General features: G+C 36.1%; 21 protein-coding genes and 2 riboswitches. Of the genes, 3 read left to right on the top strand and 18 right to left on the bottom strand.

Features of this window, described 5'->3' with window-relative positions:
* Positions 1 to 14: 14 nt before the first annotated feature.
* The 7 genes from LG276_RS13845 to hmpA form a co-directional block, all read right to left on the bottom strand.
* Complete coding sequence (locus LG276_RS13845; protein ID WP_251161808.1) at positions 15 to 1,055, bottom strand: ribonucleotide-diphosphate reductase subunit beta; 1,041 nt, start codon at positions 1,053 to 1,055, stop codon at positions 15 to 17.
* A gap of 25 nt (positions 1,056 to 1,080) precedes the next feature.
* A complete protein-coding gene (locus LG276_RS13850) occupies positions 1,081 to 3,288 on the bottom strand; it encodes a ribonucleoside-diphosphate reductase subunit alpha (RefSeq protein WP_251162020.1) in 2,208 nt (735 codons plus the stop codon).
* 164 nt (positions 3,289 to 3,452) lie between these two features.
* Positions 3,453 to 3,633: riboswitch (cobalamin riboswitch) on the bottom strand.
* A gap of 529 nt (positions 3,634 to 4,162) precedes the next feature.
* Positions 4,163 to 6,583: a heavy metal translocating P-type ATPase gene (locus LG276_RS13855; RefSeq protein WP_251161809.1), complete on the bottom strand. Its 2,421-nt coding sequence runs from the start codon at positions 6,581 to 6,583 to the stop codon at positions 4,163 to 4,165.
* 83 nt (positions 6,584 to 6,666) lie between these two features.
* On the bottom strand, positions 6,667 to 6,876 hold the full coding sequence (gene copZ, locus LG276_RS13860; protein WP_224938479.1) for a copper chaperone CopZ: 210 nt from the start codon (positions 6,874 to 6,876) through the stop codon (positions 6,667 to 6,669).
* A 13-nt stretch (positions 6,877 to 6,889) separates the two neighbouring features.
* Complete coding sequence (locus LG276_RS13865; protein WP_281202509.1) at positions 6,890 to 7,225, bottom strand: metal-sensitive transcriptional regulator; 336 nt, start codon at positions 7,223 to 7,225, stop codon at positions 6,890 to 6,892.
* A 143-nt stretch (positions 7,226 to 7,368) separates the two neighbouring features.
* The gene (locus LG276_RS13870; protein ID WP_095372961.1) at positions 7,369 to 7,551 is read right to left on the bottom strand and encodes an H-type small acid-soluble spore protein; all 183 of its coding nucleotides are present in this window, start codon (positions 7,549 to 7,551) and stop codon (positions 7,369 to 7,371) included.
* Positions 7,552 to 7,814: 263 nt separating this feature from the next.
* Positions 7,815 to 8,969 (bottom strand): NO-inducible flavohemoprotein, encoded by a 1,155-nt coding sequence (gene hmpA, locus LG276_RS13875; protein WP_224938480.1) that lies wholly within the window; start codon positions 8,967 to 8,969, stop codon positions 7,815 to 7,817.
* A 174-nt stretch (positions 8,970 to 9,143) separates the two neighbouring features.
* Between hmpA and LG276_RS13880 the strand changes: the two genes are divergently transcribed.
* Complete coding sequence (locus LG276_RS13880; protein WP_251161810.1) at positions 9,144 to 9,587, top strand: Rrf2 family transcriptional regulator; 444 nt, start codon at positions 9,144 to 9,146, stop codon at positions 9,585 to 9,587.
* A gap of 280 nt (positions 9,588 to 9,867) precedes the next feature.
* Here LG276_RS13880 and LG276_RS13885 read toward each other — a convergent pair whose 3' ends face one another.
* A complete protein-coding gene (locus tag LG276_RS13885; protein ID WP_224938482.1) occupies positions 9,868 to 11,295 on the bottom strand; it encodes a sodium:alanine symporter family protein in 1,428 nt (475 codons plus the stop codon).
* Positions 11,296 to 11,518: 223 nt separating this feature from the next.
* On the bottom strand, positions 11,519 to 11,722 hold the full coding sequence (locus LG276_RS13890; protein WP_095372957.1) for a cold-inducible protein YdjO-related protein: 204 nt from the start codon (positions 11,720 to 11,722) through the stop codon (positions 11,519 to 11,521).
* A 267-nt stretch (positions 11,723 to 11,989) separates the two neighbouring features.
* On the opposite strand from LG276_RS13890, the gene LG276_RS13895 reads away from it, so the two are divergent.
* A complete protein-coding gene (locus LG276_RS13895) occupies positions 11,990 to 12,283 on the top strand; it encodes a DUF6509 family protein (RefSeq protein ID WP_224938483.1) in 294 nt (97 codons plus the stop codon).
* A gap of 42 nt (positions 12,284 to 12,325) precedes the next feature.
* On the opposite strand, the gene LG276_RS13900 is transcribed toward LG276_RS13895, so the two are convergent.
* Complete coding sequence (locus LG276_RS13900; RefSeq protein ID WP_224938484.1) at positions 12,326 to 12,721, bottom strand: cytosolic protein; 396 nt, start codon at positions 12,719 to 12,721, stop codon at positions 12,326 to 12,328.
* Positions 12,722 to 12,853: 132 nt separating this feature from the next.
* Here LG276_RS13900 and LG276_RS13905 point away from each other — a divergent pair, with 132 nt between their 5' ends.
* A complete protein-coding gene (locus tag LG276_RS13905) occupies positions 12,854 to 13,672 on the top strand; it encodes a GNAT family N-acetyltransferase (protein WP_251161811.1) in 819 nt (272 codons plus the stop codon).
* Positions 13,673 to 13,811: 139 nt separating this feature from the next.
* Here the strand turns inward: LG276_RS13905 and LG276_RS13910 are convergent, their stop codons facing one another.
* From LG276_RS13910 to LG276_RS13945, 8 genes are all read right to left on the bottom strand, one after another.
* The gene (locus LG276_RS13910) at positions 13,812 to 14,012 is read right to left on the bottom strand and encodes a cold-shock protein (protein WP_095372953.1); all 201 of its coding nucleotides are present in this window, start codon (positions 14,010 to 14,012) and stop codon (positions 13,812 to 13,814) included.
* Between the two features lie 84 nt (positions 14,013 to 14,096).
* The gene (locus LG276_RS13915) at positions 14,097 to 15,563 is read right to left on the bottom strand and encodes a DEAD/DEAH box helicase (RefSeq protein ID WP_281202505.1); all 1,467 of its coding nucleotides are present in this window, start codon (positions 15,561 to 15,563) and stop codon (positions 14,097 to 14,099) included.
* A 183-nt stretch (positions 15,564 to 15,746) separates the two neighbouring features.
* On the bottom strand, positions 15,747 to 15,947 hold the full coding sequence (locus LG276_RS13920) for a cold-shock protein (RefSeq protein WP_095372951.1): 201 nt from the start codon (positions 15,945 to 15,947) through the stop codon (positions 15,747 to 15,749).
* 241 nt (positions 15,948 to 16,188) lie between these two features.
* Positions 16,189 to 17,031: a bifunctional 5,10-methylenetetrahydrofolate dehydrogenase/5,10-methenyltetrahydrofolate cyclohydrolase gene (locus LG276_RS13925; RefSeq protein WP_224938487.1), complete on the bottom strand. Its 843-nt coding sequence runs from the start codon at positions 17,029 to 17,031 to the stop codon at positions 16,189 to 16,191.
* A 39-nt stretch (positions 17,032 to 17,070) separates the two neighbouring features.
* Positions 17,071 to 17,153: riboswitch (ZMP/ZTP riboswitch) on the bottom strand.
* A 732-nt stretch (positions 17,154 to 17,885) separates the two neighbouring features.
* Positions 17,886 to 19,532: a glycerol-3-phosphate dehydrogenase/oxidase gene (locus LG276_RS13930; RefSeq protein WP_251161812.1), complete on the bottom strand. Its 1,647-nt coding sequence runs from the start codon at positions 19,530 to 19,532 to the stop codon at positions 17,886 to 17,888.
* 37 nt (positions 19,533 to 19,569) lie between these two features.
* Complete coding sequence (glpK, locus tag LG276_RS13935) at positions 19,570 to 21,060, bottom strand: glycerol kinase GlpK (protein ID WP_224938489.1); 1,491 nt, start codon at positions 21,058 to 21,060, stop codon at positions 19,570 to 19,572.
* Between the two features lie 15 nt (positions 21,061 to 21,075).
* Positions 21,076 to 21,717, bottom strand: a complete 642-nt coding sequence (locus LG276_RS13940; protein ID WP_095372947.1) for a phosphatase PAP2 family protein — start codon at positions 21,715 to 21,717, stop codon at positions 21,076 to 21,078.
* Positions 21,718 to 21,783: 66 nt separating this feature from the next.
* Positions 21,784 to 22,644, bottom strand: coding sequence for a Ku protein (locus LG276_RS13945; RefSeq protein WP_224938490.1), 861 nt, complete (start codon positions 22,642 to 22,644; stop codon positions 21,784 to 21,786).
* Between the last annotated feature and the right edge of the window lie 19 nt (positions 22,645 to 22,663).

Here is a 22,663-nt window from a genome sequence, read left to right on the forward strand (position 1 = left end):
GTTTATTATAAAACTTATAATTCATCAAATCCATTATCGACTTGATTCACTTTTGTATATTGTCTTGATTTTTGTTCGAAGAAATCAGATTTGCCTTGATCTACCTCTTCATAAGCAACAATCCAACGGAGTGGATTTTTACGGAATCCTTCAAACGGTCGTTCAAATCCTAATTGATTACTGCGGACATTGGCATAAAATTTGATGTATGCTTCAAGGTCAGTAATAAGAATACCATCCATTTTATCACCGATTACCTCACGTGCCCATTCAATTTCGAGATCTGCAGCTTTTCTGAAAGTATCTTTTACAAATTGTTGCAATTCTGGTGTGTCTAATTCAGGATGCTCGTTTAAGATTTCTTTAAAGATTTTTACAAATAAATCAACGTGAATTTGTTCATCACGATTAATATAGTTAATCATCGTTGATGTAGATACCATTTTTTGATTTCTCGCTAAATAATAGAAGAAAGCGAAACCTGAATAGAAGAATAAGCCTTCTAATACTACATCATAAACGATTGATTTTAACATATTTTCCGCCGTCGGTTCTTTTACAAAATCTTTATAACCATTTGTAATAAAATCATTTCGTTCTCTTAATGTTGGTTCTGTACGCCAATAATCGAAGACTTCATCTTGCTTACTTTTTGAAACAATCGAAGAAAGAATATAAGAATACGAGTGATTATGAATAACTTCTTGTTGTGCAAGAATAATCATTAACGCTGAAAGACTAGAATCTGTTAAATAATCTGCTGTCTTCCCAGCATAGTCAGTTTGAATGCTATCTAGTAACGCTAGTAAACCGATAATCTTTAAAAAGGCTTCTTGTGCGTCCTCAGATAACTCAGGGAATTGCTTAATATCTTGAGACATATTAATTTCAAATGGTGTCCAGAAATTAGATAACATCTTTTTATATTTAGGGTAAGCCCAGGAAAATCTTACATCATCCCAGTTTAAAACGTTCGAACATTCTCCATTAATAATACCTGTTGAACGGTTTGGTGCTTCATGATTCATAATGGGACGTTTATTTAAAGTGTTCATTTATTTCATTCTCCTCTCGGTGAAATCAGCTAGAGCATGATTCACAATCTTCAATATCTGTGGAAGTAGAACGTAAATAATACGTTGTTTTCAGCCTGTTTTTCCATGCGGATACGTGAAGATCTAATAATTCTTTTGCTTTAATCGTATTTTTAATATATAGATTAAATGACACAGCTTGGTCAATATGCTTTTGACGTTTCGCATTTTGAGCAATGCTCCATTTTTGATCGATATGGTAAGCAGATTTATAGTACCACGTCGTTTGAGCGTTTAGGTCTGGTGCAGTTACAGGAATACGATAGTCTTTTTTCTCTTCTGAGTATTGCTTGTTGAAGATTGGATCAATACTCGGTGTGCTACCTGCAATTAATGCAGTTGACGCATTAGGTGCTACCGCTTGTAAATAGCCGTTTCTAATTCCTTTTGCTTTCACTTTTTCCATTAGTCCTTGCCAATCAAGTTCGCTATCACCATTCAGGTAATCTCTTTTTTCGAAATAGGCACCTGTATGCCAATCTGAACCATTGAATGCTGGGTAGGCTCCCTTTTCCTCAGCTAGATTCATAGAACTTTCAATCGTTAAGTAAGCAATTTTCTCGTAAAGTCGGTCTGCAAATTCTAATGATTCAGGGCTTTCCCAAACGACCTTATTAGTAGCTAATAAATGATGCCAGCCGAAAGTACCTAAGCCGATCGCGCGATATTTTTTATTCGTTAACTGCCCTTGGATAACAGGGATTTTATTAATATCAATTACATTGTCTAGCATTCTTACTTGAATAGGAATCAATCGTTCTATGACTGCTTCATTCACTGCTTTGGCAAGGTTAATAGAAGACAGGTTACATACGACGAAATCACCAGGTGTTTTCTCGATGACAATTTTACCATCTTTTGTATACTCTTCTACTCTTGTTGTTACACTTTGATTTTGAACGATTTCAGTACAAAGATTTGTGCAATAGATCATGCCAGCATGTGCGTTTGCATTCATACGGTTCACTTCATCCCGATAGAACATAAATGGTGTTCCCGTTTCTAATTGACTGCGCATGATAGACTTCATAATATCGATAGCAGGAATTTCCTTCTTCGATAGCTCTTCATTATTGACGCATTCTAGATATTTCATTCTAAAAGTACCTGCACCAACTTCTTCATCATAATAATCTTCTAATGAGAAGCCCATTTTTTGTCGAACTTCATGTGGGTCAAATAAATACCAGTTACTACGCTCTTCTACTTTTTCCATGAATAAATCAGGTAGACAAACACCGGTAAATAAATCATGTGTACGTAATCTTTCATCACCATTATTTAACTTTGCATCAAGGAAAGAAAAGATATCCTTGTGCCAAACGTCTAGATAAACGCTAATTGCTCCTTGCCTTTGTCCAAGTTGATCGACACTTACAGCTGTATTATTTAGCTGTTTCATCCATGGAAGCACACCAGATGAAGCGCCTTTGAATCCTTTAATCATACTACCTCTACTACGAATCTTACCTAAATAAACGCCGATTCCACCACCATTTTTAGATAGTGCAGCAATGTCTGTATTACTGTCATAAATCGAATCTAGACTATCATCAACTGTTTCGATAAAGCAGCTAGATAGTTGTCCCCAGTTCTTACCTGCATTGGATAAAGTTGGTGTAGCTACAGTCATAAATAAGTTACTCATTGCCCAGTAAGCTTCTTTTACTAATTGCAACCGATTTTTTTCTTCTTGATGCATAAGAATCATTGCAATAACCATCCAGCGTTCTTGAGGCAACTCAAAAATTCTCTTTTGGCGATCTTTCGCTACATAACGATCGGTAAGCATTTTAATCCCGAGATAAGTAAAGAGCTGATCTCTTTCAGGGACAATTTCTTTGCCTAATTCATCAATTTCTTCTTTTGTATAACTAGATAATAAAATAGGACTATAAATATCAAGATCACTTAATTGTTGAATTAAAGTATGAAAATCACCATAGGCCTGGCCACTGTACCCTCGGTTCTCCGCTGCTTGTTGATAAATCTTCTTTAAATATAAATGGGCAGCCACATATGTCCAATCAGGTTCATTAACATTTATGTAAGAAAGACATTCTAGTATTAACTGATCATAGAAACTATCTAACTCTAAGTGATTTAATTGTTCCGCACGCTTTTCTAACGCACTAATTGGTAAGTTGTTGAATTGTTGATATAATTGTTCAAAATTGACTGTCGTATCAATCATTGTTTTCAAATTTCTTCCTCCTTCAAACTATTTCTATCAAATTTAGGCATAAAAAAAACCGCCCCAGTTACACCTTGAGCGGATCAAACGACAGTATAAATACAAGTGTACAATAACACTCTTTTCATCAACTGTCGTTTCATCTTCTCAAGCCCCGAAGAATTGAAACTTATGATTAAGAAGGCAGGTATCCTGGCTTGTGTATCAATCTACTAAGAGCCTTCCCATTCTTTCAAAAGAACAGTGGTTTCCTCTTTTCGTCACACTTACAGTTGCGGGTACAGCTCCGGCTTATCCGGATTCCCATTTTAAGTCCATTTGGACTCCTTCAACCAATTACTATATGTAGTTGTCGAGAAGTAAAAAAATAACTATATATTGTATCTGAGATTGTATGAGTAATCATATCACATCATTTCATAGAATACAATTTATTTCTTTTATCTAAATTTAAAATATACGTTTCGTTCTTTTAGCGGTAAATTTGAGACCATAATAAATAATAGCATTTCTTATTTGTGTAAAAAAGTCTTGAAATCCATTAAAAATTGTTCAAGCTGACCAACTCTACTTTTTTACCTTCAAACGAGTAAGCTTAAACCAGAAAAGTAATAATTTTTTGGTAAATAAATTAAAAAATCGCAGAAGTATTGAAATAAATTCAATGGTGGTAAAGTTGTGGGTCAAAAAATCTATATAAGTATATGCCATATTAAAAAGAAAATAATTTACCTCAAGGGACAAATTTTTTTATCCATCTCCTACATACCTTCTATAAAAAGAGAAAAACAAACTAACTATTTAATTAGCTTGTTTTTCTCAATCAGTTTTTTGATAGAATGTTTTATAGAAATTCATACGTAACTTGTCATCTTTATCTTACACGTTGCAAACGAAGTGCATTTAATACAACGGACACAGAGCTAAACGCCATCGCAGCACCTGCTAACCATGGTGCTAAGAAACCCGCAGCTGCAATAGGAATACCGATTGTATTATAACCAAACGCCCAAAAAAGATTCTGTTTAATATTACGAATGGTTTTTTTACTCATCATGATTGCATCGGCAATACTATTTAGATCACCACGCATAAGTGTAATGTCTCCTGCTTCCATGGCAATATCTGTTCCTGTACCAATAGCCATGCCGATATCGGCAGTTGCTAATGCTGGGGCGTCGTTAATACCATCTCCTACCATCGCTACCTTTTTCCCTAGACTTTGCAGCTTTCTTACTTCTTCTGCCTTCGTTTCTGGTAAGACTTCTGCAATGACTTTTGATATACCTACTTCTTTAGCAATAGCTTGTGCGGTTAACTGGTTATCTCCAGTCATCATAATAACTTCTAACCCCATATCATGTAGCCTTTGAATCGCTTCGTTTGATGAATCTTTTATCGTGTCAGCTACAGCAAGAAGGCCTTTTGCTCTACCGTTAATAGCCACAAGCATTGCTGTTTTTCCTTCACCTTCTAATTCTTTCATTTGTTTCGAGAACCAAGAGGAGTCTATCCCATTCTCTTCCATTAATCTAACTGTACCAATCAGTACATCTTTTCCTGTAACTTTCGCAGAGATACCATAACCTGGTAGCGCTTCGAAATATTCACTTTTTATTTTTTCTATATTTTTCTCCTCTAACCCTTTCACAATGGCTTCAGCAAGAGGGTGTTCAGATGACTTCTCACTCGCAGCAACAATGGAAAGAAAATGGGCCTCATTTGTTCCAGGCTCGACTATGATATCGGTTAATACAGGCTGACCATTTGTAACAGTACCTGTTTTATCAACCACAACAGTTGTAATTTCATGTGTCATCTCGAGATGCTCTCCACCTTTAAATAGAACACCCATCTCTGCTGAACGGCCAGACCCTGCCATAATTGAAGTAGGTGTCGCTAATCCTAGTGCACAAGGACAAGCAATAACGAGCACAGCAATCATTTTTTCTAACGCACTAGCTACATCACCCGGTTGCAAGAAAAGAAACCATATAAAGAAGGTAACAAGGGCAATAGCTACCACAATGGGAACAAAGATGCCCGAAATCTTATCGGCTAACCGCTGAATAGGTGCTTTCGAACCTTGTGCTTGCTCGACTACTTTAATAATTTGCGCCAGCGCTGAATCTTTTCCAACCTTTGTTGCTTCAACGGTTAAATGGCCATTTTTGTTTACAGTTGCTCCAATTACTTCATCACCAGCTTTCTTATCAACTGGCACACTTTCTCCTGTTAACATTGATTCGTCAACAGCTGAATGTCCTTCAATGATTACTGCATCTACAGGAATTCTTTCACCAGGCTTAATGATAACCTTATCGCCTTGCATAACTTGCTCAACTGGGACAATCGTTTCCTTCCCTTCTTTTACTACAACGGCTTTTTTAGCCTTTAAATTCATTAATTTCTTTATTGCTTCTGATGATCTTCCTTTTGCACGTGCTTCAAATAATTTCCCTAACAAAATAAGGGTAATAATAATCGCACTCGTTTCATAATAGAGCTCAACATGATGACCATATGTTGCATTCATCGATTGTAATGTTAGAAACAAACTATAAAAGTAAGCTGCAGAAGTACCTAATACAACAAGTACATCCATATTCGCGCTACCAGATTTCAATGATTTATATGCACCAGTATAAAATTGCCAACCGATAATAAATTGTACAGGTGTCGCCAAAATTAACTGTATCCAAGGGTTCATTAAAAAATCTGGTAGAAAAATGAATGAGGTGAATTCAAAATGCCCAACCATCGTCCAAAGTAATGGTAGAGAAAGGATAGCAGCAGCGATAAATTTCCTTTGCTGCTTTTTAATATGCTGTTCCCTCACATCATTTGCGCTGGCAGTTGTTTTTAGCGAAGCGCTATACCCAATCTTATCTACCTTTGCAATGATTTCCTCAACTGAAACCTGTTCAGGATTGTATTCAACAGTACCTGTTTCTAAAGCTAAGTTCACGTTTGCCTGCGCAATACCGGGCTGTTTATTTAAAACTTTTTCTATTCGCGCCGAACAAGCAGCACATGTCATTCCTGTAATATCAAACTCAGCTTTCTCTAAAACAACTTCGTAGCCTAGATCTTTAATCTTCTGCTGAAATGCATGTTCTCCTACTTTTTGAGGGTTATAGGAAATGGTTGCTATTTCAGAAGTGAGATTCACATTCGCTTCGTTTACACCATCCATTTTACTTAACCCTTTTTCTATTCGAGCAGAACAGGCAGCACACGTCATTCCCGTAATTGGCAAATGAATTTTTTGGTGAGAATCGTCTTGATTAGACATATGCTCCTACCACACCTTTCTTTCAATACTATACCCTACTACCCTATACAAACACTTAAAATAAATCGTGCAAAGCTGCACGATTAAGATTTAACTTCATAACCTTGATCATCAATTGTTTCTTTAATTTGATCAAGCTTTACAGATGAAGCATCAAAGGCAACTTTGACTTCTTTTTTATCTAAATCTACTTTGACCGTGTCTACTCCTTTAAGTTCACCAACACTACTTTCTACCGCTTTCACACAGTGACCACAAGACATTCCTTCTACATGTAAAATTACGTTTTCCATGTTTAAAATCCTCCTATTTTTTCATTAATTTTTGAATTGTAATAAGAAATTCATCTAACACTTCTTCGTCACCTTCATTTATCCGATCAATGACACACCCTTTTAAATGACCTTCAAGTAAAATTTTAGCGACACTATTTAAGGCAGATTGTGTTGCGGATATTTGTGTAATCACATCATCACAATACGTATCTTTTTCAATTAGACCTTTAATACCTCGAATTTGTCCTTCGATACGATTCAATCGAGTGACTAAATTCTTTTTTACTTTATCTGAATGATGACTGCGTCTATCTGCATGCTCTAGGCACATTGTTTCTTCTTTTACCTTATCTTCTTCATATCCCATTGAATCGCCTCCCTTACACACATTATATTATACCCCGGTACCCTATGTAAAGTGAAAGAAATTTTAAATATGGTTCATTTCTCCACTATAAATAAAAAGGTAGGTAGCAGTATCTACCTACACTCTAACATGTTGAATTGTAATTACACTTCATTAAGGTCTGAAATATCTACTTCTGTTCTTTCTTCTAACGGAATTCCTCTTAAATGAACTGTAACTGTTTTATCATCTTCATGTAACTTATCTATCCATACAGAAGTTCCATTGTATTGAACTTCTACATCACTCGATGATGAAAGTATTTGTTTTATCCTCTTTGTTTCCATATGATTCACCTCTCATAATTGATAAATATATTCTTTAACATTTTAGCCTTTTTATACATTTCGAAAGGAACTCATTTGTTGATGAAGGACTTCTCGACAATATACAATTAAGGTTACTAAGAGATGAAAGGTCTTAACAATGGATTGATTTTAATTTATTCCCTTATATCGTGTAAGTTGAAAGGGAAAAGGCAAAATTGAATAAACAGAAAAGAGATGAGTTTTCATCTCTTTTCTACTGAAATATTTCAAAAGCTCTTCTTTTACATATTGATCTTTTCTTTTAGAGGAACGGCTGGACCAAACAGTTCAAGATGAATATGCGAATTTTCCACACCTAACATCAATAATTGTTCTTTCATATTTTCCATAAAATTGATAGGACCACATAGATAGTACTCTGCTTCTTGACTAATATGTTGCTTTAAATCCTCACTATCTAATCTGCCCACGTCATCACTATATTTTACTAGGAAACGCCCCTTTTCAATTCCTGCTATCAACGGCTTCACTTCATCTTCAAACGCATGTACGTTTTTGTTCTTACAACTATGAAGGAAACTTACTTCTCGCTTTGTCCCTTCTAATGCATGAAGCATACTCAATAATGGTGTGGTTCCAACACCACCACTGATTAATACCACGGGTGTCTCTGCTTGGGATGATAATACAAATTCACCAGCTGGTGCACTAACATCCAAACTGTCTCCTATTTGCACATGGTCATGTAACCAGTTTGAGACTTTACCCTGTTCTTCTCTTTTGACAGATATACGATACGTCTTTTCTGATGGTTTACCTGATAAGCTATATTGACGGTTATGGTCGTACTTTTCGCCAGCTATATTTACCCGAATCGTTACATACTGGCCAGGTTGGTGGGTTGGTAAAGTCATACCATCATTTGGCTCAATATAAAAAGAAGTGATAAGATCACTTTCAGGTACCTTATTTACTACTTTAAAAGATTTAAATCCAGCCCATGCTGATGCATTGTATAACTCTTCTTCTGTGGAAATAAAGATACCGGCAATCACTTCATAAGCCTCTGCCCACGCCGTAATAATGTCTTCTGTTGCTGCATCACCTAGAACTTCTTTTATCGCTGCTAATAGATGTTCCCCGACGATTGGATAATGCTCCTTCTTAACCCCTAAGCTTCGATGCTTATGAGCAATTGTAGCAACTGCCGGCGCTAATTCTTCTAAATGTTCAATATGGTTAGCTGCTTGAAATAATACATTAGCGAGGGCTTTAGGCTGTCTTCCCTTCTCTTGATTAGCATGATTAAAAATGTTAAGTAGTTCAGGATGTTCAGCAAATAATCGTTTATAAAAATGCGTTGTGATAGCGGTTCCATGAATTTCTAATACGGGTATGGTTGATTTGATGATTTTAATCGTCTCTTGTTTTAACATTAATATCTCCACCCTTTCAATTTAAAAGCAATATTTTAAATACATCTTTAAAATATACCGTTTCCAAATTTAAAGCAATATTTTAAATACATCTTTTAAAAAGTTGTCACAATTGGTTCCATATCAAGCAATATGTATAATAGAACTATTAATAGAAAAAAGGTGTGATTCATAATGCGTCTTACCAACTACACGGATTATTCATTAAGAGTTCTCATATATTTAGCAACAATTGAAAAAGACCAGCTGACAAATATTAAAGAAATTGCAGACACATATCAAATCTCTAAGAATCATCTGATGAAAGTCATCTATCAATTAGGGAAAAATCAATATGTTGAGACGATAAGAGGAAGAAATGGCGGCATTCGTTTAGCGATGTCACCTAAAGAAATTAATATTGGTGAAGTGGTCAGAAAAACCGAAGAAGATTTTCATTTAGTTGAATGTTTTGATACTAATAACAATCATTGTGTCATTTCACCTGTTTGTGGTCTAAGACATGTATTAAATAAAGCATTAAAAGCGTATTTAGAAGTACTAGATCAATATACATTAGCTGATCTAACGAAGAATCAATCGGCATTAGCAGACTTTTTATTTAAAAATAAATTTTAGATAGCAGTGCATTCTCTCCTACCAAGTAGGGAGATGAAATAATAAAATAGCGGCCTTTAGTCCGCTATTTTTATTACAATCGAGAACCTAACGCTAAATTGAAGCGAAATTAACATTGATAGCAATTTCAATCACATTGCATCCGAGATGAGATACATTCACAATTATCGGCTCAGTTCCTCAATTAGCTGACTTACACAAAAAATTAATACAGAGTAAAACCTTGTTCCTCGCACAAAAAATGAGCGAACCCCTAAAAATTAGGATTCGCTCATTTCCATTACATCGCTTTCTTTCTTTTCTCCTTTTCTCTGACAGGCCAAGCTTCTACCCCTGTTAGACCAGGGATATCCTCTTGATAAAATTGCGGTTCCAAGCCCGCTTTCCGTTGCTGCATATAGTTTTTCAACAGCTTAACTACGATAGGCGATAACATCGTAATGGCGGTTAAATTGACAAGCGCCATGATACCCATTGTTAAATCTGCCATTCCCCAAACAATTTCTAAATTAGCAATTGCACCAAACATGACCATTCCTAATGCAGCTACCTTATAAGCATGATGAAATATTTTACTCTTATGAATGAAATTCAAGTTTGCTTCACCATAATAATATGATCCGATAATAGAAGTAAAAGCAAATAAAAAAATAGCAATACCGAGAAACATTCCACCTATTGTACCAAAGTGTTCCGACATCGCTGCTTGAGTCAATTCGATACCTGTTAAGCCTGAAGCATAGCTTTCGGAGGATAAAATGATAAAAGCAGTAGCAGAACAAACCAATAAAGTATCAAATAATACCCCTAGAGCCTGAACGAAGCCTTGTTTTACTGGATGAGATACAGTCGCTGTTGCAGCTGCAATCGGATCTCCCCCCATTCCTGCACCATTGGAGAATAATCCGCGCTTAATGCCATTAACAATAGCAGCAGCTATCCCTCCACCAATAGCCTGCTCAAATCCGAATGCACTTTTAAAAATAAGAGCAAACATTGCTGGTAACTCAGTAATATTTGAAGCAACTGCGAATAAAGCTAACAGAATATAACCAAAAGCCATAAACGGCACGATTAAAGAAGAAATATCTGCTATTCGCTTAATTCCTCCAAATACTACTAATCCTGTTAAGAAAACAAGAATGATACCAATATAAACAGGCTGAATGCCAAATGAATTCTCCATTGCAACAGCGATCGTATTACTTTGTACAGCGTTAAATGTCGTACCATACGATAAGATAATCATTGTGGAAAATAACACAGCCATCCAAGGAAGTTTTAATTGCTTCTTGATATAATATGCCGGCCCACCTTTGAAGCCTACACCAGTCTTAACCTTATAAGTTTGCGCTAACGTATTTTCTACAAATGAGCTAGCACTACCAATAACTGCAATTAACCACATCCAAAAGATTGCTCCAGGACCACCTAATACCATCGCAATAGCTACTCCGGCAATATTACCTGTACCTATTCTCGTTCCTGCACCAACAAAAAACGCTTGTAAAGGCGAAATAGTTTTTTTAGACTCTGTTGTAACGGTTTCTTTAACAAACAGTAACCTAACCATCTCACCAATATGCCTGACTTGAACAAACTTTGTTCTTATACTAAAAAACAGCCCTGCAATCACTAACACAAAGATAAGAACATAACCCCATAATACCTCATTACTCATATTCACAATGTTTTCAATAAACTCCATCAAATCCCCCTTTAATATAAATGAATACTTACCATATTTATTAAAAATTCTGTCTTTTCACCCCCTTAAGATATCTACATACCCGTTCTTACAATAAATAAACCTATATTGATAAAGTTTTTAAATAAAATAAAAAAGAGTGGTTATCAAACAACCACTCGTCTTATCCTGTTCATTCAATTATCCCTTGACTTAACAGAAGCCAAAAAATAACAGAAGAATATTATTTGTTATAAAGACTATTGTTATTGACTACTTGTAATTCTTTTGTTGTTGCTACCATTTCACTCTCACAAATTGGGCATTTTGGTGTACTTTTAAAGTTGTCTCTCACCCAAGCATTACATGTTTCTGAGGAACATTCCCAAATTTTAATCTCTTCAGTCTTCACTTCTTCCATGTTCTTTCTTCCAAATCCCATTGCCATTATCAGGCACCTCCTAAAGGTAGAACATATCATCCGAAAAAAATAAAAATCACTCGCTATGCCAAACCAGTATGGTCCTTTATAACAAGTGTGTGTGATATTTTTTACTTAACAAATATTAGTATAGCACATTTTTTTATCCTTGTCAAAACAAGGAAACTTTCACTTTAACATGTTGTCCTATAAAAAACAACCTTTATGTATGAATTATAGTGGAAAAAGTGTATAATAGAGACGCTGATTGCTTTAAAGAAAGGATGAAGACATTTGCATATTTCTAGTTATACGGTGGAAGAAATCAATGATCCAACTGGTATACTGTCTGGAGAGAGGTACGAATTCTTTTTAGATATTGATGTTGATGAAGATGATGAATTATATTTAGAACAAGGTATTCGCTTGCGCGTGTTATTTTATAAAGGTGAAGACGAAATGAAGATACTTAATTATCACTTCCAAGAGAATAATAATGAAGAGATTTTGGAATTTGGATTAGAAGAAGAAGAAGAAATATTAGTGACTAAATTCTGTAGTCAACATCTCAATGCAAATGAAGAATAAATCATAAAATGCCTAGGGTTAGCCCCTAGGCATTTTTTATGATTATTCCTCTACTTCTTTACCTTCTTCAATGATATGATACATTAAATGGGCAAGGTGATGTATTGGACCATACACTTCTTCATCCTCTTGCTCTTCTTCGTTAAATTCTAAATCATTTAAATGCAAGGCAACAAACTGGTAAAAATCCGGCAATGAAAAACTGTAACAAGCGGTTGGCTCTTCTTCTTCGCCTTCATAATGAAGAACCATATACGACTCTTGTCCATCCTTATTAAGACCATCAAAGTAAACAAAAAAGCCAATATTCGTATCTAATTCAAACAGGTGTCTTGTTCCACCTTCTGTCATTCGGTTAAAATCTTCCTCTGATAGTTTGTTTACATTCATTTCATCCACTTGATCTTCTTTATGGAATTGTACTTTAAATGATTGCATACATCTCCCTCACTTTCTCTATATGATGATAGCATAAACACCTGTATTATCCTATTATTACCTTCGTAATAAAAAAGAAACTTCTTCATTTTAATTTTTACAGATATAATAGCTTAAAGGAGTGCGAAGAAAATGGATAAACATGAGATCTATCAGTTGCAAAAAATTTGTGAACAACATGATGAGATCATACTTAAATTAAACTTTGATATGATAGAGAATACCCAAACCGAAACACCTTTGTACAAGCACTATATTGATGGTCAACTTATCGGTTTTGTTGCACTTTATCCATTCGGGTCCAAGCTTGAAATATGTGGTATGGTCCATCCTCATTATCGTAGAAAAGGAATATTCTCTTCATTATTTACGGAAGCTTTGCCGATGATTGACCACTATCAAGAAGTACTAATTAATATACCAGGTCAATCACATACGGGTACGACCGTTATGTCTGCATGGAAACAACCGTATGCTTACACAGAATATCAAATGGTCTATGAAGGGGGTCAACCGACAAAACAAGAGCAACGAAATATTCATCTCAGAATCGCAGAATTAGCAGATTCTACTTTCTGCAACCGACTCGATCAACTATGTTTTAACCTTTCAGAAGAAGATGCTAAAGCGATCAATGGTGATTTCAACTTACATAGACAAGATCATCAATTACTAGTCATTTGCGATGGTAATCAGAGAGTCGGTAAGATACGTCTCCAAATAAAGGATCATCATTTATGGATATACGGGTTCGCGATTCATCCCAATGAACAAGGTAAAGGGTTAGGAAGTGAAGTATTGCGTCTAATCATTGAACAATACGAAGCTCGTTATTCCATTCACTTAGAGGTTGAGGTTAAGAATAACCGGGCACTCATGCTTTATAAAAAGTGCGGATTTACAGAGTGTGGCAGTCAGGATTATTATCACTTCAATAAAAACCATAGATAGGTACTCACATTCGTTGTCATCCGAATGGATTTCTATTTAGTCCTCATCAAATACAGCGGTGGAGTACTATTAACCATGAATAAAAGAAAAAGATCACTCCTCAATGGAATGATCTTTTTTGTTTGTTTGAACATTTGTATTATAGCTTTGTCACATTTACAGCTTGAGGGCCACGTTGCCCCTCTTCTATATCAAAAGACACTTCTTGTCCTTCATCTAATGTTTTAAAGCCTTCAGTTTGAATTGCAGAGAAATGTACGAATACGTCATCTCCACTTTCTTGTTCAATGAAGCCAAATCCTTTTTCTGCGTTAAACCATTTTACTTTACCTGTTGCCATTTTTTCTTTTCCTCCTAAACATTTGAAAACTCACAGGAATAATCTCCTGTATTTCCTAATATACCACAATTTACTTTATTTTAATCAATCGCGGCCTTTATTATTATTTTTTACACGACGTCTTTCGCGACCTTTATAGTCACGTCCGCCCCCTTTACGATCTCTTCCACCAGATCTCGGACGATCACCAAAGCGACTACGATTACGCCCATCTCTATTTTTAGGTTTTTTCGAACGAAGTGGCTCAACCGCTGTAATTTTTACAGGTGTGACATCTGGATCTTTTGTTAATAATTTTAATGCTGCTGCCAATACTGTCACTGAATCTGTATCTTCTAACAACGATTCTGCAATACGTTTATACTCATCGTAGTCTTTCTTATCAATCGTATTCATTAAACGATTAATCGTCACACGTTGGTTACCTGCAACAACATCTTTAAACGTTGGCACTGGTTCTTTCTTCATTTTTGTCTTTGTTACATTTTCAATAATTTTCAAGTGATCGATTTCTCGTGGAGAAACAAATGTAACAGCTAAACCTTTATTCCCCGCTCTCCCAGTACGTCCAATACGGTGCACATAGCTTTCAGGATCTTGAGGAATATCAAAGTTGTAGACATGTGAAACGCCTGAAATATCTAGTCCACGAGCGGCAACATCTGTTGCTACCATAATATCGATTGTTTGGTCTTTGAAACGACGAATAACTTGATCACGTTTTGCTTGTGGAATATCACCATGAATACCTTCTGCAGAATATCCACGTTTAATTAATCCTTCTACCACTTCATCTACGCGTTTTTTCGTTCTACCAAATACAATCGCAAGTTCAGGAGATTGAATATCTAATAAGCTACATAACACATCAAATTTTTGTTTTTCATGCACTTCGATATAAGATTGTTCAATATTTTTTACTGTTAACTCTTTTGCTTTTACACGAACAATTTGTGGATCATTCATAAACTTCTCAGCTAGAGTTTGAATACGTCTAGGCATTGTTGCTGAGAAAAGAAGCGTTTGGCGTTCATGCTCAATTTCACCAAGAATTCTTTCAATATCTTCAATGAAGCCCATATTTAGCATTTCATCCGCTTCATCTAGAACAACTGATTTAATATTGTTTAGACGAATGGTTCTTCTTTCAATATGATCAATTAAACGGCCTGGTGTGGCAGCGATAATTTGCGGGCGATTTTTAAGTGCGCGAATTTGTCTGCCAATATCTTGACCACCATATATCGGTAAAGTCCTGATTCCTTTCACTTGTCCAATACGATTTAATTCTTCAGCCACTTGCACAGCTAGTTCCCTTGTTGGGGCAAGAACCAAACCTTGAATGCCATCTTCTTTCGTTACTTTCTCTAACATTGGGACACCAAATGCCGTTGTTTTACCAGTACCTGTTTGAGCTTGACCAATCATATCCGCACCAGCTAATGCGATTGGTAGTGATTGTGCTTGAATAGGTGTTGGCTCTTCAAAACCCATATTAGAAAGAGCTTTTTCTAGCTCTGTACTTAAACCAAAATCCGAAAATTTTACCAAGATAAATCCTCCTTGTATTTCAAACATACTTCAAAATAATCTATAGTATGAGTGTATCCAGTTTCCATTAATTTTTATCAATTTATAAGCAATAAAAGTAAAATCATTGTAACGGTATAAGAACGGTTGGGGAGTAGTTCACATAAAAAGGTGATGCATGAAAGGCCATGCATCACCGCATTATTATGCTTTTACAACGTTTGCAGCTTGAGGGCCACGGTCGCCATCAACGATTTCAAAAGTAACTTCTTGACCTTCTTCAAGAGTTTTGAAACCTTCAGATTGAATCGCACTGAAATGTACGAATACGTCTTGTCCTTCTTGAGACTCGATGAAACCAAAACCTTTTTCTGCGTTAAACCATTTTACTTTACCGTTATTCATGATAATACCTCCAAAAAATAATCACTAAAAAGTCATAATTATATAAGCTTATAGAGAAAAGTGGAATGCCTCGTACTTTAATTTTCTTATGAAGTTAAAAAGGCCGTAACTACAAGAAATGAAGAGTACAATCGCCTACATTTCTTGCAGTTACGACCACTTATCCAAATAATATATAACGAACTTTACAGCGTATATTTTATAATACATTGTTTTGTCGCTAAATGTCAATAGTTATTTCTCACTGAACCGTTTTCTCTGCTGAAGCTACAGTGTGTTTTAATAACATAGATATCGTTACAGGGCCTACTCCACCAGGGACAGGGGTAATGGCAGATGCTTTTTCATAACAGCTATCATAATGAGCATCGCCAATATTTCCTGGGTTGTATCCCGCGTCTAACACTACAGCCCCTTCTTTTAGCCAGCTTCCTTGAATAAAATTAGGTTTCCCAACAGCTGCAACAACAATATCAGCTTTGCTTAAATGTTCACTTAAATCCTTTGTTTTAGAATGACAAGTCGTTACAGTTGCATTACGATTGAGTAGTAATGCAGAAACAGGCTTCCCTAAAATAGGACTTCTTCCAACCACAACTGCATTTTTCCCTTCAACAGGAATGTCATAATAATCAATAATTTCCATAATAGCAGCAGGTGTACAAGATGGATAAACACCAAAACCAAGTGCTGTTTGACCATACCCCAGACTGGTGACACCATCCACATCCTTTTCGATGTCAATCGCTTCAAATGCTTTTCTTTCATCTATATGTGCAGGTACTGGATGTTGCAATAGGATACCATGTACATTTTTATCATTATTCAAATCCTGAATCGTTTCTATGAGTGTTTCAGTAGAAATACTTGCATCTAGATGTATTCTCTTTGATAGAATACCCAGTTTTTCACAGGCGTTGCCTTTCATGCGTACATACGTAGCAGAAGATGGATCATCTCCCACTAAAATAGTAGCTAAGCAAGGCGTTACTCCTTGTGCCGATAATTTTAATACTCTTTCTTTTAAGTTTTCTTTTACATCTTTCGAAACTTTTTGTCCGTCTAGTATCGTTTTTTCTTCCATGTCCATTCCCTCCGAAATAAAAAAGAGATAAGGAAAACTCACCTCTGCCCAGACGACCGGCTAAACATAGACGCAGCTCCCCAGCGGTTATTTCCGCAATGTCGTCAGTTACTGCGATTTCTTCAGCTTCCTTTTTATTATAACAGAAAACACATATGTTTCAATAAAAAATGCGCTTATTGTTCGCCTTTTTGAATTTACGTCATAGGCTATTTTATTACTCTACATTTGATTATTGGTTGATTATTGCATAATTTTTGTTGAGAATCAAAAGTAATGCTGAGAACCACATAAAGGATGGGGAATATATCTTAATCAACGCTATACGACGTTATCTCTATTATAAGGAATAAATCAAAAAGCGAACCGCTTCAATGACGGTTCGCTGGTTATATTTGAGATTATTAAATTTCAATAAGTTCTTTACCTAAAACAACGAAAGCCCTACCTCTCTTCCATCCTTGCAACCCCGAAGCTGCGCCAGTGAGAATCAGGTTAAATCTTCATTTGTTCTTGAGAAAAGTAACTCTTTGTTGAATTGTATATTGGGGTTTAATTATTGAAGTAACCATATAAAGTTCATTTATGGGTAAATAGAAGATGATTTAAGAAGAATTTCAACTTACTTATGAAGTTGTCCACAAAATAGTTCTTAATTATAAACCTTGCTTAGCGAACTTTACTCTAAAGAGTAACTTTCACATCAAGAAAAGCCGTATGACTACCGACTATCTTTCTATCTCAAATACCACAATCTATTATAGTACTTTGGTAGATACATGTCAAATTCATTGGTTTTTTACGACAGGATATGAGAGAGACTCACTATATCCCGTCGCCACCCACGATTTTTTTTACCCGTTGTTTGTCGCCCAGTCAATCACTTCATTTAGTTCGTTCGTATATGATTGTGTTTGTTCAACTGTCCAGTCAAGCTCATCTGCCATGATCTCAATGATCGCCTTTTTATATGTGAACACACACTTAATGTTAAACAACAATGCGCCTGTCCGGCGGAAAAAAAAGTCTACAGGCGAAACAGCCATTTCATAATCAAGTGCATATTTTAGCTCCAACCATAAGACTCGTGGGATTAGATGCTCTCCTTTATGATATTGCTTAACCAAAGAGAATAAAACCGGCGCATTTGAACCATAACGCCTTAAGAGATAAAGAGACTCTTCTCCATTTAATCCAGCTTTTATCCCATCCTGTTTCTTTGATTCGATAAAAGTAGGGAAATATTTCGCTCCACCTACTCTTCCACCTGACAACGGTAGATGTTTTGTCATACTTTTTGAAAACAATAGTTGATATTCTTCTTTTAACATAAACGAAACTTTGTCTACAATTGTCTCGGCCATTTTTCGGTAACCTGTTAATTTACCACCAGCAATCGTAATTAAACCGTGCTCTGACACCCAGATTTCATCTTTTCTCGAAATTTCTGACGGTGACTTTCCTTCTTCATGAATAAGTGGACGCACACCTGACCAACTAGATTCGATATCTGCTTCTGTCACCTTCACATTTGGAAAAACCCCTTTAATTGCGTTCAGCAAATATTGCCTATCTTCATCTGTTATCGAAGGATGCACAGGATCACCTTTATAAAAGGTATCGGTCGTTCCAACATAAGTTTTCCCTTCCCGTGGAATGGCAAAAATCATTCGACCATCTTCACTGTCAAAGTAAATAGCTTGCTCTAATGGGAAAATAGAATGATCGATGACAATATGAACACCTTTTGTTAGTTTTAAAGATTTATTTTTCATTTGCCCATCTTTATCTAAAAGCTGTTCCACCCAAGGACCGGTTGCATTCACGCATTTTTTTCCGAAAACTTGAAAAGACTCATTACTTAGTTGGTCTTGCACCTCAACACCAATAATCGTTCCATCCCTATAAATAAAGTCAGTTACTTTAGCATAATTAATCACATCAGCTCCTCGATGAGCGGCTTCTTTCATCACTTCAATAGTTAACCGTGCATCATCAGTCCGGTATTCCACATAATGACCACCACCAAGTAAACCTTCTTCTTTCAATAATGGTTCTTTTATTAGCACCTCTTCTTTATTTAACATTTCTCTTCTTTCATCTCTTTTAACTCCCGCAAGGAAATCATAGACCTTCAACCCAATTGATGTTGTGAACTTCCCGAAAGTTCCTTTTTGATAAAAAGGTAAGACCATCCATTCTGGTTTTGTAATATGAGGGCCGTTTTCATACACAATCGCCCGTTCTTTTCCTACTTCAGAAACGACATGAAATTCTAATTGTTTTAAATAACGTAGACCACCATGCACAAGTTTAGTTGAGCGACTTGACGTTCCTGCAGCAAAGTCCTGCATTTCAATTAAAGCTACTTTCATCCCTCTTGTCACAGCATCAAGGGCAATTCCAGCTCCTGTAATACCTCCACCGATAACAACGAGATCATACTCATTGTTAGTTAAATGCTGAATGGTAGTAGAACGATTTTTCACAGAAAATTTCATTTTCGTACCCTCCTGTTTTTTCAAATGGTGAAGTACCTTACTTAAATGCCATTGTTGCGTTGATTGCTGTTTGCCAGCCTTGATACAGTTTATCTCTTTCTTTTTCATCCATTTCTGGTTGAAATTCTTTATCTAGATCCCATTTCTTGGTAAGTTGCTTTTTGTTTTCCCAAAAACCAACAGCCAAGCCTGCTAAATATGCTGCTCCTAAAGCTGTCGTTTCATTAATCTTTGCCCGTTCAACAACTGTATCCAGTAAATCTGCTTGGAATTGCATGAGAAAGTTATTTTTTGCTGCACCGCCGTCCGTCCGTAAAGAAGTGATATCAATCCCCGAATCCTCAATCATCGCTTGTAATACATCCTTCGTTTGATAGGCAAGTGACTCCAAAGTGGCTCTTATAAAATGTTCCTTTTCCGTTCCACGAGTTAATCCAAAAATAGCTCCCCTTACCTCACTATCCCAGTAAGGTGTACCTAAACCAACAAATGCAGGTACCATATACACACCTTCTGTTGATTGTACTTTTGTTGCGTAATCTTCACTATCCTCCGCATGCTTTAACATCCTCAAACCATCTCGTAACCATCCAAGAGCAGAACCGGCTACGAAAATACTCCCCTCAAGCGCATAGGTGATTTTACCATCTATCCCCCATGCTATCGTTGTTAAGAGACCATTATCTGAATGTACTGCTTTTTCACCTGTATTCATGAGCATAAAACAGCCCGTACCGTACGTATTTTTTGCCATACCTTCAGTAAAACATGCTTGACCAAATAAGGCAGCTTGTTGATCACCTGCTGCGCCGGCTATAGGAACTGACTGACCGAAAAAATGATAAGGAGCCGTTTCTGCATATATCTCTGAAGAACTTTTCACTTCAGGCATCATAGAATGGTTTGCCCCAAATAAATCTAACAGTTCTTCATCCCATTTCAGGTCAAAAATATTAAACATTAGAGTTCTTGCCGCATTTGTATAGTCCGTGACATGAGCTTTGCCACCGGATAATTTCCATATAAGCCATGTATCAATGGTCCCAAATAATACTTCCCCTTTTTTCACCTTTTCACGTGCACCTTCCACATGATCTAGGATCCACTTCACCTTTGTTCCAGAAAAGTAAGGGTCAATTAATAGACCAGTCTTTTGACGCACCTTATCTTCCAATCCGTCTTTCTTAAGCTCTTTACAGATGTCGTTCGTTTGTCTAGATTGCCAAACAATGGCATGGTAGATGGGGTCTCCTGATTCTTTGTCCCATAAAACTGTTGTTTCTCGTTGGTTCGTAATACCTATACCGGCAATTTGAATGGGAGTAACATTTGCCTCTGATAAAACACTAGCAATCACTGACAGTACACTTCCCCAAATTTCATTCGCATTATGTTCCACCCATCCAGGTTTCGGAAAATACTGTTTAATCTCTTTTTGCGCACTATGTACTGGTTCCCCTTCATGATTGAATAAAATTGCTCGAGAGCTCGTTGTTCCTTGATCTAATGAAAGAATATATTTTTCCAACATTTTCCTCTCCTTTTATTTATTAAATATATGCTCATACATATGAAAAACCATAATTGAAAGCATTAACCAAATCGCTCCGACCAAAAAACCAGCCGCTACGTCACTAGGGTAATGGACACCTAAATATATCCTACTTAACCCAATCGACAAAATCAGTAACCCCATGATGATTGCTACAGCCCATTTCATACTTGTCTTTTTAGCTACATGAATGATGACAAAAGCGAGCGATCCGTAGAATATAAACGAGCCCATTGAATGTCCACTTGGAAAGGCATAGCCAGTTTCTTCAATTAATGGAAGGATATCTGGCCTTTCCCTTTTAAAATAGTGCTTAAGAGTCCAATTTAAAAGAGCCCCTACTCCCGATGTCAAACAAATATAAATAGCTAATGCATACTTCTTTTTTAAGACAAGAAGGACTATTACAACAACTGTGGCTATGACAAACCACAGCACAGAACCTAGGAAAGTAAAACGATCGATAAATGTGGTTAATGCAGGAGTTACATTTTGCTGGACAATATGAATGACCTCCATATCAAACCAAGCAAGATCATTGTTTGTGTAATCGAAAACGATAAACAAAAACATACCTAAAAATAGAATGAATAGTATGATGTTTGTCGTTATGTATAAGGTTGATTTTTTCATTGCCCATTCCTTTATATTTTTTAGGAAGTTGGAGAAGTCTAGACTTCTCCAATTGAATAAACAAAACTATGCTTCCTTCTTTGTCTTTGTAGCACTCGTTGATTTTTTCTTTTTTGACTTCGTCGTCGTTTTTTCTTTTTTCGGTTGTGTTGGTTTTGTTTGATCGATGGATGCTTGCAATGCAGCCATAAGATCAGTAACATTGGATGTCTTTGGTTGCTGTTGATTTGTTATTACTACCTCTTCCCCATTTTTCTTTGTTTCAATCAGTTCTAAAAGTGCTTGGCGATATTCATCTGTATATTTCTCAGGTTCAAATGTTGTCGTTAGTTGGTCTATCAATAACAATGCGGTGTCTAATTCTTTTTTGGCTATTTTTTCTTCTGCAGGAATATTAGGCACATCTGCAAAATTTCTCACCTCATCAGGAAAATGGATGGTTTCCATTACTAAAGTATTGTGAAAAACTCTTAGAAGGGCTAGCTGTTCTTTTGCGCGAATGATGATTTTCGCTATCCCTACTTTTTCAGACTCCTTCAAAGCTTCCCTTAACAAGGCATACGCTTTCGATCCACTATCTCCTGGAGATATATAATAAGATCGAGAAAAATATATCGGATCTACTTCATTGATTTTGACAAAATCTAAAATCTCCACTGCTTTATCTTCATTTTCTTTTTTTAACGCTTGTAATTCCTCTTCATCAAGTACGATAAATTTCCCTTTCGTGTACTCATATGCTTTCACTATATCACTTTGTTCAACAGGTTCATCACATACAGGACAAACTTTCTCATACTTAATAGGCGAATGACACTTACTATGCAAATTACGCAATTTAATATCTTTATCTTCAGTTGCCGCATGCAATTTGATCGGGATATTGACTAAACCGAAACTAATGCTTCCTTTCCACATTGTGTGCATCAGAAAACCTCCTCCATTC

This window comes from Cytobacillus kochii (assembly GCF_044790165.1).
GTDB classification, from domain to species: Bacteria; Bacillota; Bacilli; order Bacillales; family Cytobacillaceae; genus Cytobacillus; species Cytobacillus kochii.

What these genes read in the sequence shown, in the direction of transcription:
- LG276_RS13845 (WP_251161808.1), bottom strand. Translation starts at nt 1,055, where the DNA reads ATGAACACTTTAAATAAACGTCCCATTATGAATCATGAAGCACCAAAC.
- LG276_RS13850 (WP_251162020.1), bottom strand. Translation starts at nt 3,288, where the DNA reads ATGATTGATACGACAGTCAATTTTGAACAATTATATCAACAATTCAAC.
- LG276_RS13855 (WP_251161809.1), bottom strand. Translation starts at nt 6,583, where the DNA reads ATGTCTAATCAAGACGATTCTCACCAAAAAATTCATTTGCCAATTACG.
- copZ (WP_224938479.1), bottom strand. Translation starts at nt 6,876, where the DNA reads ATGGAAAACGTAATTTTACATGTAGAAGGAATGTCTTGTGGTCACTGT.
- LG276_RS13865 (WP_281202509.1), bottom strand. Translation starts at nt 7,225, where the DNA reads ATGGGATATGAAGAAGATAAGGTAAAAGAAGAAACAATGTGCCTAGAG.
- LG276_RS13870 (WP_095372961.1), bottom strand. Translation starts at nt 7,551, where the DNA reads ATGGAAACAAAGAGGATAAAACAAATACTTTCATCATCGAGTGATGTA.
- hmpA (WP_224938480.1), bottom strand. Translation starts at nt 8,969, where the DNA reads ATGTTAAAACAAGAGACGATTAAAATCATCAAATCAACCATACCCGTA.
- LG276_RS13880 (WP_251161810.1), top strand. Translation starts at nt 9,144, where the DNA reads ATGCGTCTTACCAACTACACGGATTATTCATTAAGAGTTCTCATATAT.
- LG276_RS13885 (WP_224938482.1), bottom strand. Translation starts at nt 11,295, where the DNA reads ATGGAGTTTATTGAAAACATTGTGAATATGAGTAATGAGGTATTATGG.
- LG276_RS13890 (WP_095372957.1), bottom strand. Translation starts at nt 11,722, where the DNA reads ATGGCAATGGGATTTGGAAGAAAGAACATGGAAGAAGTGAAGACTGAA.
- LG276_RS13900 (WP_224938484.1), bottom strand. Translation starts at nt 12,721, where the DNA reads ATGCAATCATTTAAAGTACAATTCCATAAAGAAGATCAAGTGGATGAA.
- LG276_RS13905 (WP_251161811.1), top strand. Translation starts at nt 12,854, where the DNA reads ATGGATAAACATGAGATCTATCAGTTGCAAAAAATTTGTGAACAACAT.
- LG276_RS13910 (WP_095372953.1), bottom strand. Translation starts at nt 14,012, where the DNA reads ATGGCAACAGGTAAAGTAAAATGGTTTAACGCAGAAAAAGGATTTGGC.
- LG276_RS13920 (WP_095372951.1), bottom strand. Translation starts at nt 15,947, where the DNA reads ATGAATAACGGTAAAGTAAAATGGTTTAACGCAGAAAAAGGTTTTGGT.
- LG276_RS13925 (WP_224938487.1), bottom strand. Translation starts at nt 17,031, where the DNA reads ATGGAAGAAAAAACGATACTAGACGGACAAAAAGTTTCGAAAGATGTA.
- LG276_RS13930 (WP_251161812.1), bottom strand. Translation starts at nt 19,532, where the DNA reads ATGAAATTTTCTGTGAAAAATCGTTCTACTACCATTCAGCATTTAACT.
- LG276_RS13940 (WP_095372947.1), bottom strand. Translation starts at nt 21,717, where the DNA reads ATGAAAAAATCAACCTTATACATAACGACAAACATCATACTATTCATT.
- LG276_RS13945 (WP_224938490.1), bottom strand. Translation starts at nt 22,644, where the DNA reads ATGCACACAATGTGGAAAGGAAGCATTAGTTTCGGTTTAGTCAATATC.